At 40.0% G+C, this 18,684-nt stretch carries 14 protein-coding genes; 8 read left to right on the forward strand and 6 right to left on the reverse strand.

The genetic code is table 11. The features are described from left to right. Positions 1–684: 684 nt before the first annotated feature. Both C9J35_RS09210 and C9J35_RS09215 read right to left on the reverse strand, forming a co-directional pair. Positions 685–1,005 carry a DUF4183 domain-containing protein gene (locus C9J35_RS09210; protein WP_107924275.1) on the reverse strand — a complete coding sequence of 107 codons (321 nt, stop codon included), beginning with the start codon at positions 1,003–1,005 and terminating at the stop codon, positions 685–687. Positions 1,006–1,037: 32 nt separating this feature from the next. Continuing rightward, a complete protein-coding gene (locus C9J35_RS09215; RefSeq protein ID WP_235616244.1) occupies positions 1,038–1,472 on the reverse strand; it encodes a DUF4183 domain-containing protein in 435 nt (144 codons plus the stop codon). Positions 1,473–1,831: 359 nt separating this feature from the next. On the opposite strand from C9J35_RS09215, the gene C9J35_RS09220 reads away from it, so the two are divergent. From C9J35_RS09220 to menE, 4 genes are all read left to right on the forward strand, one after another. After that, a complete protein-coding gene (locus C9J35_RS09220) occupies positions 1,832–5,443 on the forward strand; it encodes a dynamin family protein (protein WP_107924276.1) in 3,612 nt (1,203 codons plus the stop codon). A 10-nt stretch (positions 5,444–5,453) separates the two neighbouring features. Next, positions 5,454–6,263: a sulfurtransferase gene (locus C9J35_RS09225; RefSeq protein WP_054767553.1), complete on the forward strand. Its 810-nt coding sequence runs from the start codon at positions 5,454–5,456 to the stop codon at positions 6,261–6,263. Positions 6,264–6,590: 327 nt separating this feature from the next. After that, entirely contained in the window at positions 6,591–8,162 is a 1,572-nt protein-coding gene (locus C9J35_RS09230; RefSeq protein ID WP_235616251.1) for an acyl-CoA dehydrogenase family protein, read from the forward strand. A gap of 69 nt (positions 8,163–8,231) precedes the next feature. Then, a complete protein-coding gene (gene menE / locus C9J35_RS09235) occupies positions 8,232–9,734 on the forward strand; it encodes an o-succinylbenzoate--CoA ligase (protein WP_054767557.1) in 1,503 nt (500 codons plus the stop codon). Between the two features lie 174 nt (positions 9,735–9,908). On the opposite strand, the gene C9J35_RS09240 is transcribed toward menE, so the two are convergent. Next, on the reverse strand, positions 9,909–10,523 hold the full coding sequence (locus tag C9J35_RS09240; protein WP_107924278.1) for a TetR/AcrR family transcriptional regulator: 615 nt from the start codon (positions 10,521–10,523) through the stop codon (positions 9,909–9,911). 358 nt (positions 10,524–10,881) lie between these two features. On the opposite strand from C9J35_RS09240, the gene C9J35_RS09245 reads away from it, so the two are divergent. The 4 genes from C9J35_RS09245 to C9J35_RS24095 all read left to right on the forward strand — a co-directional run bounded on the left by C9J35_RS09245 (position 10,882) and on the right by C9J35_RS24095 (position 15,450). Beyond that, positions 10,882–11,712, forward strand: coding sequence for an MBL fold metallo-hydrolase (locus C9J35_RS09245; RefSeq protein ID WP_107924279.1), 831 nt, complete (start codon positions 10,882–10,884; stop codon positions 11,710–11,712). A 483-nt stretch (positions 11,713–12,195) separates the two neighbouring features. Further along, the gene (locus tag C9J35_RS09250) at positions 12,196–13,398 is read left to right on the forward strand and encodes an NAD(P)-dependent malic enzyme (RefSeq protein ID WP_107924280.1); all 1,203 of its coding nucleotides are present in this window, start codon (positions 12,196–12,198) and stop codon (positions 13,396–13,398) included. A gap of 304 nt (positions 13,399–13,702) precedes the next feature. Further along, complete coding sequence (locus tag C9J35_RS24090) at positions 13,703–14,905, forward strand: methyl-accepting chemotaxis protein (RefSeq protein ID WP_235616245.1); 1,203 nt, start codon at positions 13,703–13,705, stop codon at positions 14,903–14,905. Further along, the gene (locus C9J35_RS24095) at positions 14,905–15,450 is read left to right on the forward strand and encodes a methyl-accepting chemotaxis protein (protein WP_235616246.1); all 546 of its coding nucleotides are present in this window, start codon (positions 14,905–14,907) and stop codon (positions 15,448–15,450) included. The genes C9J35_RS24090 and C9J35_RS24095 overlap by 1 nt, the downstream gene beginning before the upstream one ends. Before the next feature lie 71 nt (positions 15,451–15,521). On the opposite strand, the gene C9J35_RS09260 is transcribed toward C9J35_RS24095, so the two are convergent. The 3 genes from C9J35_RS09260 to gdhA form a co-directional block, all read right to left on the reverse strand. After that, positions 15,522–16,172 (reverse strand): Yip1 family protein, encoded by a 651-nt coding sequence (locus C9J35_RS09260; RefSeq protein WP_107924281.1) that lies wholly within the window; start codon positions 16,170–16,172, stop codon positions 15,522–15,524. A 189-nt stretch (positions 16,173–16,361) separates the two neighbouring features. Further along, complete coding sequence (locus C9J35_RS09265; RefSeq protein WP_107924282.1) at positions 16,362–17,048, reverse strand: phosphoribosylaminoimidazolesuccinocarboxamide synthase; 687 nt, start codon at positions 17,046–17,048, stop codon at positions 16,362–16,364. 248 nt (positions 17,049–17,296) lie between these two features. Beyond that, positions 17,297–18,670: an NADP-specific glutamate dehydrogenase gene (gdhA, locus tag C9J35_RS09270; RefSeq protein WP_054767560.1), complete on the reverse strand. Its 1,374-nt coding sequence runs from the start codon at positions 18,668–18,670 to the stop codon at positions 17,297–17,299. Positions 18,671–18,684: the final 14 nt, after the last annotated feature.

Genomic DNA, 18,684 nt, shown 5'->3' on the forward strand with positions numbered 1-18,684 from the left:
AGTGAAAGTAAAACAAACTGGAACAACCTAACGATTTCGTTTAATGAATTACTGAGGTAAGCGAACCTGACAAATGCTAAAAGGCGCTACGCTCAGTTTATATCAAGATATCATATCTCAACTTGTAACTTTAGCTGAAGAATGTACACTGCACAGTAATCAAGGTTCAGTGTACACATTCTATTAGTCGTATTCATTATCAAAAAAAGGGCATGGTCATAAGCATAATACGTTACCATACGGCCACTGATAATGCCCTATCTTGCACTAAAGTCTGAACCATTCTTCTAAGTCGATTTAAGAAATACTACAACAGCAAACGTCTAACTATATTTGAATACAAGTGAAACTAAACAACCAGTTGCCGGTTCAATACCGACAACTGGTTGGATGATTGTTTACCTTTGTCTTATATATCGGGTCAGTCCCTTGGTCACTGACCAGCTTATCCTACATCAATCGCTACGTTCTACTCACACTTTTGTCGCGAAGATGATTCTAGCGGCAGCGATTAATTTCTGTTTATCTATCCGTTTGTAGAAAACCGAGGTCACTTTCTGGACGTCCAAGTTCCGCAGTCGTTTTGTGTGAATCATTTTCTAATAATAATGCGCAGGAATCTTAGTGATTTCATTATATGATGGTTATCAAACAGCATAACGAAACCCAAATAAAGCTTGCCAGTTAAGTTGTTGTCACAAATTCTACAGCCTCAACTACCAATGGCGTGCCAGCAGAAATAGTGCCTGTAACCGTGTTAAAGGTTAACTCGGTTGTAGAAATTGTATACGATTCGCCCTCTTGTAAGACACCATTAACATAGAAGTTATAGTAACCATTCGTTACGACTGGAAAAGCAGTTGCGGCAACCCCACTATCATCTAGGAAGGCAGTAGCAGGGATAGTGGTACCGTCAGCAACTGTTAAAGTTGTAGCTAATATATTAAAAAATCTTGTCGAAGTGCCAGTCACATTGACATTAATATTAATTATGGAAAGTGCCATTTTTTCACCTCCTTTCATGCTAGCGGCAGCCATCATGTCGTTGTGAATCCGAGGGACTCCAAGATAATCGGAGTCCCTGCAAAAATGGTCGTAGCATAAGGATTTAATGTTAAGGAATCTGTCGTGACTGTGTAAATCCCACCTTCTTGCATAACAGCATTGATGTAAAGATTCACATATCCATTTGGACGAAAAAGCATAAATTCAGTTACTGGATTGCCATCATCCCCATAAAATAAATTCGCAGGTATTGTGACGCCATTTGTTAAATCAATATCTTCCTCTGGAATATAAAAGTATCTATTTATGATGGGGATGATATTTCCCTCAGCGTTATTCCCTGGGGGAGGGTTGCTGATGCATGCAGCGTTCACTGCTATGATACGCTGCATGCAAGGCATGCTCTCTTCACATGAATGATCTTCTAAATCCCGCACTCTTTTCATATGCTTTTTTTGTTTTTTCATAGGTTAATCACTTCCTCCCTCTTATTGATAAGCCAACAATGTATAGTTTCCTTGAAGCGTTCTCCTGTAAGGGCGAGAATCAGTCTGTCATACACTAACAAATCTATCGGACAAAAATATTCATTAACTTAGAGTATGATGGAAACTCTTATTATGATTGGTTGTGCATCAAAATTTTAAAGATTTACCTGCCAAATCATACTTTTTTATGCAGTATCTTGTATGAAAGGAAAGACGAATATTGCGTCTAAAACCTTGATATATATGCTTTTTAAAGTAAATTAGTGTTATACTTTGAATGTCGAATAAGGTAGAATACTAAATATGAATAACTAAAGGGTAAAGGAGTTACTGTTTTTATGAAAGAATTTGATCAACAACTTGAGGGGCTTTTAAAGCAAGCTTCATTACAATACATAATATATCAGCATAATGGTGATACAGAGCGCATGGAGAAAACATCGCTTTTTGCACGAAAATTACAGCAGAAAGAATATGTCATTGGCTTTGCCGGCCATTTCTCTGCGGGTAAATCGAGCATGATTAATGCCTTATCTGGCGAAGATTTATTGGCTTCCAGTCCGATTCCGACAAGTGCCAACATCGTAAAGGTCCATAAATCGGATGAAGATTATGCGATTGTTTACATGCATAATGAAAAGCCTGTAAAATTTGAAGCAGGCTATGATTTTAAAACGGTAAAAGAGCTAAGCAAAAATGGTGATTTGGTATCACAGATTGAGATTGGCCATAGCACTTCGACATTACCAAGTGGCGTAACCGTTATGGATACACCAGGTGTTGACTCAACAGATGATGCCCACCGCATGTCTACAGAATCAGCACTTCATATTGCTGATATTGTATTTTATACAATGGACTACAATCACGTTCAATCCGAGTTGAACTTTCAATTTACTAAGCAATTAATGAAATACAATCCCAATGTCTATTTAATCGTCAATATGATTGATAAGCATAAAGAGAATGAATTAAGCTTTGAAGAGTTTAAGGCCACTGTTCATCACTCCTTTTCTGCATGGGGCGTTGAGCCAAAGGGTGTATTTTTCACGTCTTTAAGAGAACCTGAGCATCCAAATAATGATTTTGAAGCCGTCAAGAAAATCGTGATGGATAGTATGAATGATTGGCAAGATCAACTTGTGCAAACAGCAACAAATACGCTACGTTTATTGCAAAGTGAGCATGACAATTATTTAATAGAAGAAAGACAAGATCGTTTAGATTTAGATGAAGACATTTTAAGCGCCGATGATTGGGCAAACCATCAAGATATATTAGAACAATACAATAAGCTGAATCGTCAGGTTGAATTATTCTCCATTGAAGCATGGAATGAAACGTTTGAAGAAGAACGCAAAGAGTTACTTGCGAATGCAGCGATTATGCCGGCAGATTTACGTGATAAATTACGTCTTTATCTAGAAAGTAAGCAGGAAGGCTTTAAGGTCGGAGGCTTATTTTCAGCGAAGAAAAAAACCGAGGAAGAGCGCAATCGCCGTAAAGAGGAAGCGTTTAGTAGCTATCAAACAGTCGTACATGCCCAAATAACTGGTCATTTAAAAGGACTGATGAAAAAGGCGTTAAAGGATGTAGGCGCCTTAAGTGAAGAGCGTGCAGAGGCTATTGATGGCTATGTGTTTGACTTGCCATTTTCGCTGATTGAACAGCAAGTGCAAATCGGTGCGCTATTAACAGGGGATGCCGTGTTGAACTTTGCTAACCGTGTAGCAGAGGCGACTAAACGCTATTATATTCAGGAAACGGATAAGTGGAAAGATACGCAAGCTACAACGTTAGAAGCGGTCGCTACTGAAACTGCCGCACCAGCAAAATTAAAAATGGCTGGCATGCAAGATAAAGTAGATGCCATCAATGCGGTATTAGAAATCGAAGGTTACCAACAATATAGTGCAGGCGTCATGCATCAGGCAAGCAATGAAATTCGTAAGGAAGCGAATAACCAGTTGACTTTCTGGGAAAAAGCATTTGCACAGGCATTAGCCGAAATCCGCTTATTTGATGAGTCAATGTTAAAACCAAAAGAAGTAGCACTTCAGGAAGAAGAAATACAGCAAGTTGTTAGTGCTACAAGCCTACCAATCGATGGTGTAATTAAACGTGCACTTCATACGGCCAATGCAGTCAAAGAGGTACAGGGCTTTGCTGAGGTAGCAAGTTATCTAGAAAATAAAGTGGAACGCTTACAAAAGAAAGACTTTACCATTGCGTTATTTGGTGCGTTTAGTGCGGGGAAATCATCCTTCTCGAATGCATTAATGGGTGCAAAGGTTTTACCAGTATCACCAAATCCAACGACAGCAGCCATCAATAAAATTCGCCCTGTCACAGCAGAACATCCGCATGAAACAGCAGATGTGCAGTTGAAAACAGCGGCACAAATGTTAGAGGATATTCAAAGCTCATATGCTGCAATCGGCTTATCGGTTGCTTCGCTAGATGAAGCCCTAAATCGTGCAGATGAAGGCCTTGCGGTACAACTATCAGATGAACGATTAAACGTCCATAAATCATTTATTCGTGCTTATAAGGAAGGCTATCCTACATTTAAAACGGAGCTTGGCAAAGTGTTACGTGTCGAGCGCGAAGAATTTGAGAAATTTGTTGCGCAAGAAAACAAATCTTGCTTTGTAGATAATATCGATTTCTATTATGATAGTCCGTTGACACGCATGGGTGTGACGTTAGTGGATACACCAGGAGCAGATTCCATCAATGCACGTCATACAGGCGTTGCGTTTGAATATATTCGTAATGCAGATGCCATTTTATTTATTACGTACTATAATCATGCCTTTGCCAAAGCTGACCGTGAGTTTTTAATCCAGCTCGGGCGAGTTAAGGATGCTTTTGAGCTAGATAAGATGTTCTTTATTGTCAATGCCATTGATTTGGCGACAACTGAAGAAGAGCAAGAGGATGTCAAAGGCTATGTACGTTCAGAGCTACAACGCTTTGGTATTCGTTTCCCGCGTCTATATGGCGTGTCAAGCTTAATGGCACTGAAGGAAAAGGTAGAGGGTGCTGATTTTGCATCAGGCATGCCACCATTTGAAGAGAATTTCCATACCTTCTTAAATGATGAGCTGAGTGCATTGGCAGTGCAAGCTCTGGCGGAGGAAGTCGACAAAACAGAACAACGTTTAGGGGATTTAATTGCGCAAACGGAAGATAACTTAAAGCGTAAGGATGAGCGATTAGCCGAACTGACAACTCTTGAACAGCACATAAAAACGAAATTTAGTGCACTGAATACAAGCATGATGGAAAGTGAGACAAAGCAGGAATTAGATGAATTACTGTATTACGTCTTACAGCGTGTCTACTATCGCTACCCGGAATTCTTTAAAGAAGGCTACAATCCGTCAACCTTTGCGGCGATGCCAGCACAGCAAGCATTAGAGCATGCCTTAAAAGAAGTACTGCAAAGTCTTCGTTTTGATTTTACACAGGAAATGCGTGTCACGAACTTCCGTTTATCGCAGTTCATTAGCAAGAAGTTGCAAGTACGCTTTAAAGATGAAGTACGTGAGCTGAAAGAATTAAACCGTAGCTTCTCATTTTTAGGCTTTGAATCATCTGAGCCCGATTTACTTAATTTTGAAGGACCTTTTGCAGAAATGGCGAAATATACTGGAGTGAAGTCACACTTCCGCAATCAAAAGGCTTTCTTTGAGAAGAATGAAAAAATGAAGTTAAGTGAAGCGCTGGAAACATTAACGAAGCCAGATGCTCAAAACTATTTAGACGGTCAAAAGGTTTCGCTAATGACATGGGCCATTACCTATATCGGTGAGGAAGCTGAGCGATTACGTCTGCACATTTACCATCAGGCATTAGAGCAAATCGCGACAGAGCGACTTGTGCTTCAAGAGGAAAGTCGTTTAGCATCATGGAAATCAATTTACGCACAATTACAATATGCATGAGGTGATTCAAATGGGAAAAGTATTCAAAACAGTTGAGGAAATTCAGCTTGATGGTGTCCGTTTTGTGGATGCACGCTTTGATTTGCAGAACAAAGAAGCAGGCAAATTATTGTTTGAAGAAGGACATGCACCTGGCGCTATTTTTATGGACTTAGAGCAGGATTTATCGGATATGGAAAGTAGCAATGGTCGCCATCCGATGCCCAGTAAGGAAAAGCTAGCGTCTGTTTTTCAAGGACTAGGATTACGTTATGAGGATGAGATTGTTGTCTATGATCAGGGCGCATCACCCTTCGCACCGCGAGCTTGGTGGATGCTAACATATGCGGGCTTCCCGAATGTTGTGATTGTCAACGGTGGCGTGGGCGCTCTAGAGAAGAAAGTAACATTTACGCAGGATATTGTGAGATATGCACCGACGATCATTGATTTTGATTGGCAGGATCACCTGTATGCACCGCGAGAGGCGGTAAAAGCCATCGTGGATGGTGATGTTCAAGCAACATTGCTAGATGCCCGTGCCGCAGCTCGCTATCGCGGGGAAGTGGAGCCACTGGATAAGGTTGCAGGACATATCCCAAGTGCTAAAAACTTTGACTGGGAGCAGTTGCAGGCAGACAGTACATTACAAGCAAATGATGCGCTACGTGCGAAGGTGGCACATGACGAGCACGTGGTCGTATACTGTGGCAGTGGTGTCACAGCCTCTCCGTTGTATGCCGTGTTAGCAGATGAGGGCTATGAACATATTCAACTGTATACAGGCAGCTTTAGTGACTGGATTACCACATATGATGTAGAAAAAGGAACAAACGAATAACAAATTTTTTCTTGAAACGCTCACCTCGGTGAGCGTTTTTTTTGCTATGGAAGCGGGGTGAGTCGAAGTGGCGAATAGACCGTGCGAAGTGGCGGATAGACCGTGCGAAATGACGGATAGAGCATGCGAAGTGCGGATAGAACCCGCGAAATGACGGATAGAATCGGCGAAATGTTGGATAGAGCATGCGAAGTGACGGCTAGAGACCGCGAACCTTATGGATAGAGCGTAGAATATCCAAATCGCACACAAAAATAAACGGTGTTTACTTTGTTGTTTTATAGTGTTAAAATATTTTTAAAATTTAGTAAATGGGGTGTTGTTTTGGTGCGTGTTACAGAAAAAACGTATAGTTTTCGAGAATTTATTGACGAAAGAGATAAATTGAATGATTTGGATAATCCATTTCTACAGCAGGTATTGCAACAATTTTGCCTTGGTACGTGGGATGAAATGCTGCCTCGGCTAGAGCCCTTTGTGCAAAAAGTAACAACGGATTGGCGCACGCTATCGGCTGAAAATGCACGTCCTGAAAATCAGCCTAGAGTAAGGCATTATAATGCGTATAATGAACGGATTGATCGCATTATACGGTCCTCTGACATGCAACACATGGAGCAGGAGATTTTTGGTTACGGCTTGTTTTCCCACCACCAACTAAAAAATGAAGGTATTATTAAGCGCTATTTTTTGCATGGGAATGGGGAAGCTGGCATCACGTGTCCATTAGCATGTACAGACGGTCTGGTCTCATTAATTGAGCATTTCATGGATGATGCCTCCGCCGAAATACAAAACATTTATCAGCATGTCACGGCAGGAATCGGCGGGGATTTCGGTATTGGCGCACAGTATATGTCTGAAATTCAAGGGGGGTCTAATATTCCTGCCAATATATTAACAGCTCAGCCAGAAGGTGAACATTATCGATTATTTGGCAATAAATTTTTCTGTTCCGCTGTGCATGCTGACTATTCTGTCGTGACTGCGCGCATAGAACATACCGATGATGTGGCAGTTTTCATCGTGCCCACTTGGTTGCAGGGGGATAAGGTAAAAGAGAAACGAAATCATCATGTGATTAATCGGTTAAAATGGAAAATAGGGACAGCAGAATTGCCTTCTGCGGAAATTGATTATCAGGGGGCAATTGCTTATCGCATTGGACCTCAAAATCGTGGAGTGGCTTTAGCTGTAGGTATTGTATTAACACGTTCAAGACTGGATATTGGGTTTGCGAGTGGCGCCTTTTTGATGAGAGTGGCTCGTGAGGCCAAGTTATATGCGCGCTTTCGAACGGTATTTGATCGTCAAATCGATGAATTCCCAATGGCTGCCGCTCAACTTGAAGATTTAGAACATGCAGCAAAACGCGTTGTGGGTACAGCATTTTTCATTTATACGGCATTTAATCGAACACAAGAAAATCCTCATACAACAGAGGCTTATGTCGTACGGGAATTGATTTTGCTCCAAAAAATCTTTGCATCAAAAGAAGCGGTTGATAAGCTAAGGTTGGCGATTTCTATTTTTGGTGGGCATGGGGCGATAGAAGACTTTTCGGCCGTGCCAAGATTGTTTAGAGATAGCCTGGTAAATGAATTGTGGGAGGGGCCACGCAATGTCTTACTTGCGCAAATTTATCGAGATATTATGAAGATGCGCAAGCAAATTTCTGTTGAAGAATTGCTGTCTAATATTTTAACAGCTTGTTCAGCGCAAGAAATTCAGCACTTTGTGGAACAAATTGAACAGTTATTGCAGGTGGATTTAACGGCATTACCGAATGCAGAAAATAGACGTGCTGCGCGAAGATGGGAACAAACTTGGGAAGAAATCTTTACGTTATTCCAAGAGCAAACGATTAAAGAAATACAAGATTACCCGATTTTACCTTAAGAGATTGGGCACACGCGGTATCCAATGATGCATGTATGTTAAATAAAAAATTGTTAAGGGGTGGCAATTATGAACATCAATATTGGGAAGTTATTGCAAAATCGTGCTGTTTTAATGGGGGACAAAGAGGCATTTATTCATCACAGTAAGCGTTGGACTTTTCAACAGATGAATGCTCGAGCAAATGGATTTGCTAATTATTTAACTAAGCTTGGCTATGCAAAAGGGGATCGCATTGCCTTACTATGTAAGAATAACGAAGACTTTATTGCTGTTTTAATGGGGTCAGCTAAAATTGGGGTCATCACAGTTGTCCTGAATTGGCGCTTACAAGTGGCGGAACTACAATATATTGTGGCACACAGTCAAGTGAAAATGATTGTGCATGATGTGGAATTTGAGCCGGTAATTAACGCCCTACAGGAGCAAATAGCGCTTGATTTTACTATTTCCAATGAAACAGTACCTTCTTTACAGGGGATTTTCGACGAAGATGTCAAGGAACCACAGTACAATGCCAGTAATGATGATGTGGCACTTATTATGTATACGTCCGGCACTACGGGTAAACCAAAGGGAGCTATGATTTCTCATCACAATTTATTTGGGGCTGGCATTGGCTTATCCCAAACAATTGATTGGTGGGAGGAGGATCGTTTCTTAATGGTGGCACCATTTTTCCACATTGGGGGGATTGCGCCGCTCATTACGAATGTAATGAGTGGCTGTACAATGGTGCTGATGGAGACTTTTGAACCGATGGCTGCATGGAGGTTGATTGAACAGGAAAAGATTACGACGATGATGACGGTGCCAACCATGCTGGCCTACTTATTAAAAACGTATGAGGGAGCAAGTGTTGATGCCTCTTCTGTGCGCAATATTACGTGTGGCGCTTCTTCGGTACCCGCCCCACTCATTCTCGGTTTTCGCCAGTTAGGCATTCCTGTTCAACAGGTCTACGGCATTACGGAATATACGGGTGCTGTTACGATGTGGAAGGAACAAATGGATAAAGAAAAATTTGATTCAATGGGGAAATCTGTCATGCATGGTGAATTGAAAATTATAGATGTCCAGACAGAGGAAGAATTGCCGGCTGGACAGGTAGGCGAAATTATTTTACGAGGGCCTCAAGTTTTCGTTGGTTACTTTGATAATGCAGAAGCTACGCATAATGTCTTGAAAAATGGCTGGTATGCCACAGGGGATGTGGGGTATATCGATAATGAGGGCTATTTGTATGTCGTCGATCGTATGAAAGATATGATTATTAGTGGTGGTGAAAACATATATTCCGCTGAATTAGAATTAGTACTCGCTGCACATCCGAGCGTAGCAGATGTAGCTGTCATTGGTGTGCCTGATGAAAAATGGGGTGAGATTCCAAAAGCCTATATCGTCATAAAACCACAGGCTTCCATTACTGAAACAGAAATCATTCATTTCTGTAAGGAAAAATTAGCCTCCTATAAAGTAGTGAAGGAAGTCACTTTTGTCGAGCAGCTTCCTCGCAATGCCGTTGGAAAGTTACTCAAGCATCAGTTGAAACAAGCAGTCGTGCAAGGATGAAAGACCTGCTCTATAGAATGTCGATAAAGTTTTGAGCGTAAAAAATTTCGCTGCCGTTGCTCGGACAAGCCGCAAGCCTCATCGTTAGATTACTATAACTAAGAGTGTCTGGTGGGTCGTTTTGTGCGAAACGGTCGCGAAATTTTTTAACCTAGTGTCAGAAAAAAGCGCCTTTTATTCCGGATAGGCCCTCTTTATAGTTGCTACTAATACCTCTACTAAATGCTCGATATGCTGCCATGTCGCTTCCTGTGAGCGCCCTGGCAAGTTTTTATAAGTAATTAAAATACCATTTAAGGAAGCAAAAAAGAGCTGGGCAGCACTTTTTAATTGTTTTTCAGGTAGATGTTTGCTTAAAGCTTCTCGAAAAATTGCAAATAAGTCATCTGTGATGTCACGCAGTCCTGCCGAAACACTTCCATGATGGTCGTTTTCCAACATAAAATAAGTCATCATTTGATATAAATTATCATGTCTGAACATGTAGTCTATATATTTACGCGCTATTACTGCCAATTGGTCATCTTGTATTTCTATTGTTTGGCGTAATGCATTTAATAAATTCGTACTTTCAATTTTAAAGGCGGTCATAAAAAGATGTTGTTGATCATCGAAATATTGATAGATGAGTCCAGGCGAAACATTGGCGTCTTTGGCAATAGCCCGCATGCTTACCTCAGAAAACGGCTTTGAACTAAATAGTTGGATTGCTGCATTAATGATGTTTTGTCTATTTAATTGTTTTTTCTGTTCACGCTTGGAGAATGTTTGTATTTCTTTTTCTTCCATAATAGGCACCTTCTCATTTTTTCACTTTAATGTTATATAAGATTCTATAAAAAACGGGGCAAATATACAATATGAAGTTTTGCAGAAAAATGATAGACTTTTTGGAAATCACAATTATTATTTTGAAGCGAAAGCTAAATTTATTATTTGCCAGTCTAATAGATAAAGGAAGGGGAGCATCGTGCAGGATATACTCGTCCAACGAGCGAAAGAGGGAGATGCAGCATGTACGTTTATTGCTCCATATATTATCTTTACGAAAGCATTGAAAAAAGTCATTTGTTGTACGTTCACCTGAAAATGACTCACCATTCATTTTGTGCTACACTCTTTTTATAAAGGGAAAAGGGGGAAAATCGTGTATAAACTAGAGAAAAGCATTGAAATTGGACAGAATCGTGATGTGCACTGTGCACATGGCAAGGTAGCCGTTCAGGGTATTGGTATGAGTGTCTATAGCTTCTTTGTAGACGGCCTACTAATTGATACGGGTTCTAACTCGCTGTCGCAGGAGTTCCAATCGTTTTTTAACGAGCTGGCGATTGAGCAGGTGGCGCTGACACATGCACATGAGGATCATTCAGGAAATGCAGCATGGATACAGCAACAGCGTAATGTACCTATCTATATACATCGCGAGTCTGTAGATATTTGTGCACAGGATGGCGATTATCCATTGTATCGAGAGGCTCTGTGGGGCAAGAGGCCCGCGTTTGTGGCGCAGCCATTTGGCGACACACTACAAACGAAGTCGGCTACCTGGGATATTATCTCGACACCTGGACATACCACAGACCATCTATCGTTTTACAATCGGGCAAGCGGTGCCATGTTTACAGGAGATTTATATATACAGACGAAAACGAAGGTTGTGCTGGATGAAGAAAACATCGTACATACCTTGGCGTCGTTAAAGAAACTACTAAACTATGATTTTGAAACAGTTTATTGCTGTCATGCTGGCTTTTTAGCAGATGGCCGAGCAAGAATACAAGAGAAAATTACGTACTTAGAAGAATTAGAGGGCGAGGTCCGAAAACTTTATGACCAAGGGCACACAGTGGATGAAATAACAAAAACTATCTTCCGTCGCGATTATCCCATTACGAAAGCTTCGGGGGAGCAGTGGTCTTCAAAACATATTATCACGGCCTTGACACAACATTTTATGCAAGAGTCCTTACGCTAAGGGCTCTTTTTTTGTGTCGTGGCTGAGGGAGTTGTTCGCTCGGGTGCATGGGAGGACCGCTCTGACTCTGTCTAAAAAAATAAATTTACTTAGACGAAGGAAACAATAATGGTTTCGTTGCAATAATAAAAATGATTGTGAAAAAATATGAAGAAATTGTGACAAAGTAAGGCGTCACAATGGATGCGCTTACATCAGTTTGTGAAATTCTTCTCATTTACTGAAGAAAAATACTATGTGAAAAGTTGAACAGGTTAAAAAGCGTTATACGTACATTTTCACGAAAGGTTTTCGTTGTATTAATTATGTTGAAATAATTGATTGTGAAAGTTATAACAAGACGAAAAAATGACTTTAATGATAAATAAAGGCGTATTTTCAAAGATAAAATATAATTATCAGAATTTTTCGTTGACTATGTTTTCACAAAGTATTATGATTCTAGAATACAAAGAAAACTTAAAGGGAAAAGGATGGGGTCGAATGGATATTATGAAAAAGGCATTAGATATGCATGCGCATTATAGTGGGAAATTAGAGGTTATTTCAAAGGTGCCGATGCAGGATTCCTATGATCTCAGCCTTGCTTACTCACCAGGTGTAGCTGCTCCATGTGTGGAGATTGAAAAAAATCCATCGTTAGTTTATGACTATACAATGAAGGGGAATATGGTGGCGATTGTGTCGGATGGGACGGCAGTGCTTGGCTTAGGAGATATTGGACCAAAAGCGGCGTTACCTGTTATGGAGGGAAAGGCTATTTTATTAAAGCGTTTTGCCAATGTTGATGCTTTTCCAATTTGTTTAGATACGAAAAGTACGGATGAAATCGTCAGCATTGTGAAGGCGCTTGCCCCAACATTTGGCGCTGTGAATTTAGAAGATATTTCGGCACCACGATGCTTTGAAATAGAAGACCGTCTGCGTCAGGAATGTGATATTCCTGTGTTCCACGATGATCAGCATGGGACGGCTATTGTCGTAGGGGCAGGAATGATGAATGCCAATCGTATCGTGAAAAAAGATGTGGAGACAATGAAGATTGTCATTAATGGTGCGGGGGCTGCGGGCATTGCGATCCTCAGAATTCTTGTGCAAATGGGCTATAAAAACCTTTATATGTGTGATACCAAGGGCCTTATTTATGAAGGGCGTGTAGAAGGCATGAATCCGATTAAAGAGACAGTTGCCCATTTAACAAATCCACAAAAAGTACACGGTACATTGGAGGATGCACTCGTAGGTGCTGATGTCTTTATCGGCGTATCCGTTGCAAATTTACTGACAGAAGCGCATATTGCTTCCATGAATGAAAATCCAGTTGTCTTTGCACTAGCCAATCCACATCCGGAAATTACGTATGACAATGCAAAAGCTTGGGGCGTCCGTATTATGGGAACAGGACGTTCAGATTATCCAAACCAAATTAATAATGTTCTTGCTTTCCCGGGTATTTTCCGTGGGGCATTGGATGTTCGAGCAACAGATATTAATGAAGCGATGAAGTTAGCGGCAGTGGAAGCCATTGCGTCACTTGTAAGTGATAAAGAATTGAATGAAGAATATATCGTACCGAAATCATTAGATGATAGAGTTGTAGAAATCGTTTCACGTGCTGTTAGCGGCGCGGCTGTTGAATCAGGCGTATCTGAGCTATTCCAGCAAACGACAGTTCTCACAGTATAAATAACTATAAATAAATGAGAGATACCTAGAGGGAGGCCATCAAGCAGATGGTCTCCTTTTTTTGGTAGCTCGAAAGTAGTTATTTTTTGTTAGTAATGTCTATATTGTGCTCGAAAAGTGTTGTTTTATGTCTAGTTGTGTACTAAAATGAGTATTATGTAATAATCAGTGTAATAAATTAGATAGCCATTATAATTATGAAATAAAAAATAACTATCATTATAGTTAAAAAGAATTGTTACTATAATTGGTTTTTGTAGATAAAAAGTTTTATATAAATAATACGACAAAGGAGTGAGCCAATTTGAAATCCATTATAAAATTTCATTCCATAAAAACAAAGCTTATCCTGTTCTCATTATTCCTTTTAATGATGCCATTAGTAGCTTTGAGTTTTTTTAGCTATCAACAAAGTAAGTCTAGTTTAGAGGCTGTCGGAAAAGAGAATTTAAAAAACAGCGTAGAAATAACACATGAAATGATTAAAATGTTACATAAAGAGGTTGAAACAGGAAGGTTACCATTGGCAGAAGCGCAAGAGACAGTAAAGGTAGCGATATTAGGTGAAAAAACGGCTGAGGGGAAAAGACCACTCAATGAAAACATTAACCTCGGTGACAACGGGTATATTTTCGTTATCAATCAGGTGGGGGATACACTTGCCCATCCCACTAATGAAGGAATGAATGTTTGGGATTTAGTTGATAGTAAGGGGTTGCGGTGGATTCAAGAAACCGTTAAAGTCGCTAACAAAGGCGGGGATTTTGTCACTTATGAATGGCCTTTGCCAAATACAGAGACGCCTGCGAAGAAAATTGTCTATGCAAAATTGGATCCACATTGGGGTTGGGTCATTGGGGCAAGTACATATACGGAAGAATTTGATAGGCCGGCTGATTATATATTAAAACTAACCTTAATCGTCATGGGTATAACATTTGCTTTGGGGATTATAATTATTTGGAAATATGCGAGTGGTATGGCAAGGCCAATTAATCAAGTAGCGGAGGCAATGGTTCTTTTTGCAGAAGGGGACTTATCGCGTGAAAATATTGATATTAAATCAACTGATGAAATTGGCAAATTAGCAAGTGCGATGAATCAAATGCACAACAAAATAAAAAATATGATTGATAAAATTTTGCAAGCATCAGACCTCATTAGTCGCTCGAGTGATGAGCTATCACAATCGGCGATTGAAGTGAAAACGGGGACGGAACAAGTAGCAGTAACGATGCTTGATTTAGCAACGGGCGCAGAAAAGCAAGCCCATCATTCAAGTGAATTAACGTCTTTCATGGAAAACTTCACTGCTGATTTACACGAAACACATAAACACGGTGAGCATATTCGCCAGGCATCCATTGAGGTATTGAATCTTACTAATGATGGTAGCCGTTTAATGACTTCTTCAAATGAACAAATGGCAAAGATCGATGACATTGTTCAAAATGCCGTCGAAAAAGTCAAAAAATTAGACGCTAGTCTCGGGAAATTTCGAAATTAGTGATCGTCATCAAAGATATAGCCAATCAAACGAATTTATTGGCTTTAAATGCCGCTATTGAGGCGGCAAGAGCTGGTGAGCATGGCAATGGTTTTGCGATTGTTGCAGATGAAGTAAGGAAACTTGCTGAGCAAGTAGCCTTTTCGGTGAATGATATTACAGACATTGTCACGAACATCCAACAAGATTTTGGTGTAGTAACTGGCTCGTTAGAGAATGGCTATAAAGAGGTAAAACAAGGTTCAGAACAAATTAAAGCAACGAGTGAAACCTTTAATACGATTAGTGATGCCATTACGGATGTTGTAGAAAGCGTTAAGTTGATTTCCACGAATTTATCGATGGTAGCGCAAGATGGCCAAAAAATGAATAGCTCCATTCAGGAGATTGCGGCAGTTGCCGAACAATCAGCAGCGGGCATTGAACAAACGACAGCTACAACCGAGCAGACCAGTACTTCAATGGAAGAGATGTCTGGAAAAACAGCACAGCTTGCTGAATTAGCACAAAACATGAATGCGCTAATTACTCATTTTAAACTGTAGAAAACTTGGGAAAATCAATTATTGCAAAATAAAAAAATCTCCCGCACTCATCGTTGAGCGGGGAGGTTTTTTTACATTAAGCCGACACCAATTATGCCAATAACGAGAACCATAATCAGGATAAAGAACACGATGCCTAAAATAATGGTAGGAATAAAGATAGTAAAGAATGCCTTCCAATTTGAAATTTGGTGTGCTTCTCCTACAACGCCGACAGTGACAACAACAGACCAAATCGTAACAACCAAAGTTGCTAATAACGTTGGCCAAAAAATCCACGGTATTGATCCGATAAAATTCGCATCCATTAAAGATTCTGGTGAAGTAAATAACCAAATTAAATAAAAAGGAATCAAGGCGATAAATGGAACGGCGCTTAAGCTCAGTGCTTTAAATAATCCGGAGAATGTTGCCGTCCCTTTAAATAGTTTCCCGAATATCCAAAAGATAAAAGCGGAGATGGCAGTACCAATAATTCCAGCAATCGGTGCTAAAATCACACAAAATAGCGCGATAATCCAAGGGGATAATTCTGGCATAAAATTACTATCTATAAGGCCAGAAAGCAATGAACCGATATAACCGATTGACAATACAAGAATCGCAAAGCCAGTGGATTTAACATCAATCATAAAACGTGCTGTTTGTTTAGGATGCATCCATACATGCAAAAACGGATTAACATTTTGCCTATCTTGCGGTGTATCCTTATAGTTTTCCATTAAACTACCTCCAAAAATAATAGAATAATTGCATATTGCGTATAGTTAATATACGACAGGGGTGATGAAAAGTTTCATAAAAAAGGAAAGAAGATGATCTAAGGCTTCTGCCAGTCAACATCTTCAGCTACACGACGGCTTAAATGAAATATAAAAAGAGCCGCATCACAGCGGCTCCGTTCAGCTTTGTTATTCAGCTAGCATCATTTTTTCAAGTTCTAATGGTTCGATGTATTGTTCGCCTTTGTAAGCACGCATATTTCCACCTGAAATTTCATCAATCAATAAAATTTCATTTGTTTGTGCATCGCGACCAAATTCTAATTTAATATCGTAAAGTGTTAAACCCTTTTTCGCAAGCTCTGCGCCAACGAATGTTGAAATTTCAATCGTGCGTTGCTTTAAGATAGCATATTCTTCATGAGTTAACAGGTTTAACATAGCTAAAGCATCTTCAGAAATAGGAGGATCTAGGCGATCGTCATCTTTAATTGTTACTTCAACGAAAGAATCTAAATCTTGTCCTTCTTGTACGTAAGCACCATAGCGGCGTAAGAAAGAACCAACAGCTTTGAAGCGGCAAATTACTTCTAACCCTTTACCGAAAACTGTTGCAGGTTTTACAGTCATTGTTGCATCGTCGAAGTTTGCATCTACGTAGTGAGTAGGGACACCTTGTTCGTTTAGTTTTGAGTAGAAATAAGAAGTTAAGCGAAGACCAGCAAGACCAGCACCGTCAATTGTTAAACCTACAGTGTTTGCGCCCGGATCGAATACGCCGTTTTCACCAGTTACATCATCTTTGAATTTTAATAAGTAATGACCATCTTCTAGTTTGAACACATTTTTCGTTTTACCTGTATACAATAATTCCACTAAAAACCCTCCAATATTCATAGTACCTTATGATTATAACACGAATGTTTTAAATGTTTAATATAAAAAACGTTCGTTTTAATCAATAATTTCTCTGTTTTTGATCTCGTAATCTACAAAAAAATAAGATGATAACGAATGATCGCTATCATCTTGGTGGAATTAAGAAAATTTAAACTTTTTCCGGTAGGCGTGTGCTACCGGAAAGGTCCAATTCCATCAGAGGCTAAATTGAAAAAAGACTGTACTTAATAGACACCTTCAGATAGCATACCATCTGCAACTTTGATGAAACCAGCGATGTTTGCACCCACAACAAGGTTACCAGGGAAGCCATATTTATCAGCAGCTGCTTTACTATCCGCATAAATGTCTTTCATAATTTGGTGTAGTTTAGCATCTACTTCTTCAAATGACCAGAATACACGGCTAGAATCTTGTGCCATTTCAAGTGCAGATACAGCAACACCGCCAGCATTTGCTGCTTTCGCAGGACCGAATAATACACCAGCTTCTAAAAATTCATTAATTGCTTCAAGGTCAGATGGCATGTTTGCACCTTCACCAACTGCTTGCACACCATTTGAAATTAAAGTACGAGCCGCGTCGCCATTAATTTCGTTTTGTGTAGCACATGGTAGTGCGATATCACACGGAATTGACCAGATACCTGTGCAACCTTCTGTGAATGTAGCATTTGGACGATAGTTTAGGTATGTTGAGATACGATCACCTTTTACTTCCTTGATTTCCTTAATGGCATCAAGGTCTAAACCGTCTGGATCGTAAACATAGCCTGAAGAGTCAGAGCAAGCTACTACTTTTGCACCGTATTGCTGCGCTTTTTCGATTGCGTAAGTTGAAACGTTACCTGAACCTGAAACGACAACAGTTTTGCCCTCGAATGAATCATTGGCATCTTGTAGCATTTCTTTTACAAAGTATACTGTACCATAACCAGTAGCTTCTTTACGCGCTAATGAACCACCGTAACCAGGAGTTTTACCAGTTAAAACACCCGATTCGTTTGCTTTTGTTAAACGTTTGTATTGACCCCATAAATAGCCCACTTCACGAGCACCTACACCAATATCACCAGCAGGAACATCGACATCTGGACCGATATGACGGTATAATTCAGTCATGAATGCTTGACAGAAGCGCATGATTTCTGAGTCTGATTTTCCTTTAGGATTGAAGTTAGAGCCACCTTTACCACCACCGATTGGTTGGCCAGTTAACGCATTTTTGAAAATTTGTTCAAAACCTAAGAATTTAATGATTGATTCGTTTACGGAAGGGTGGAAGCGAAGACCACCTTTATACGGGCCCATTACGTTGCTGTATTGCACACGGTAACCACGGTTTACTTGAACTTGGTTGTGATCATCTTGCCATGCTACGCGGAAGGAAATAATGCGATCTGGTTCCACGATTCGAGATAAGATATTTGCTTTAATATATTCAGGGTGTTGTGCAAATACAGGCACTAATGAGATGAAAATCTCTTCAGCTGCTTGTAAGAACTCCGCTTGATGACTGTTTTGTTGTTTCAATTGCTCGAATACGCCATCTACGTATTCTTTCGCTAATTGCTCGTTGCTTACAGTTGTTGTTGTCATAGTGAAAACCTCCA

Source organism: Lysinibacillus parviboronicapiens (assembly GCF_003049575.1).
Classification (GTDB): Bacteria; Bacillota; Bacilli; order Bacillales_A; family Planococcaceae; genus Lysinibacillus; species Lysinibacillus parviboronicapiens.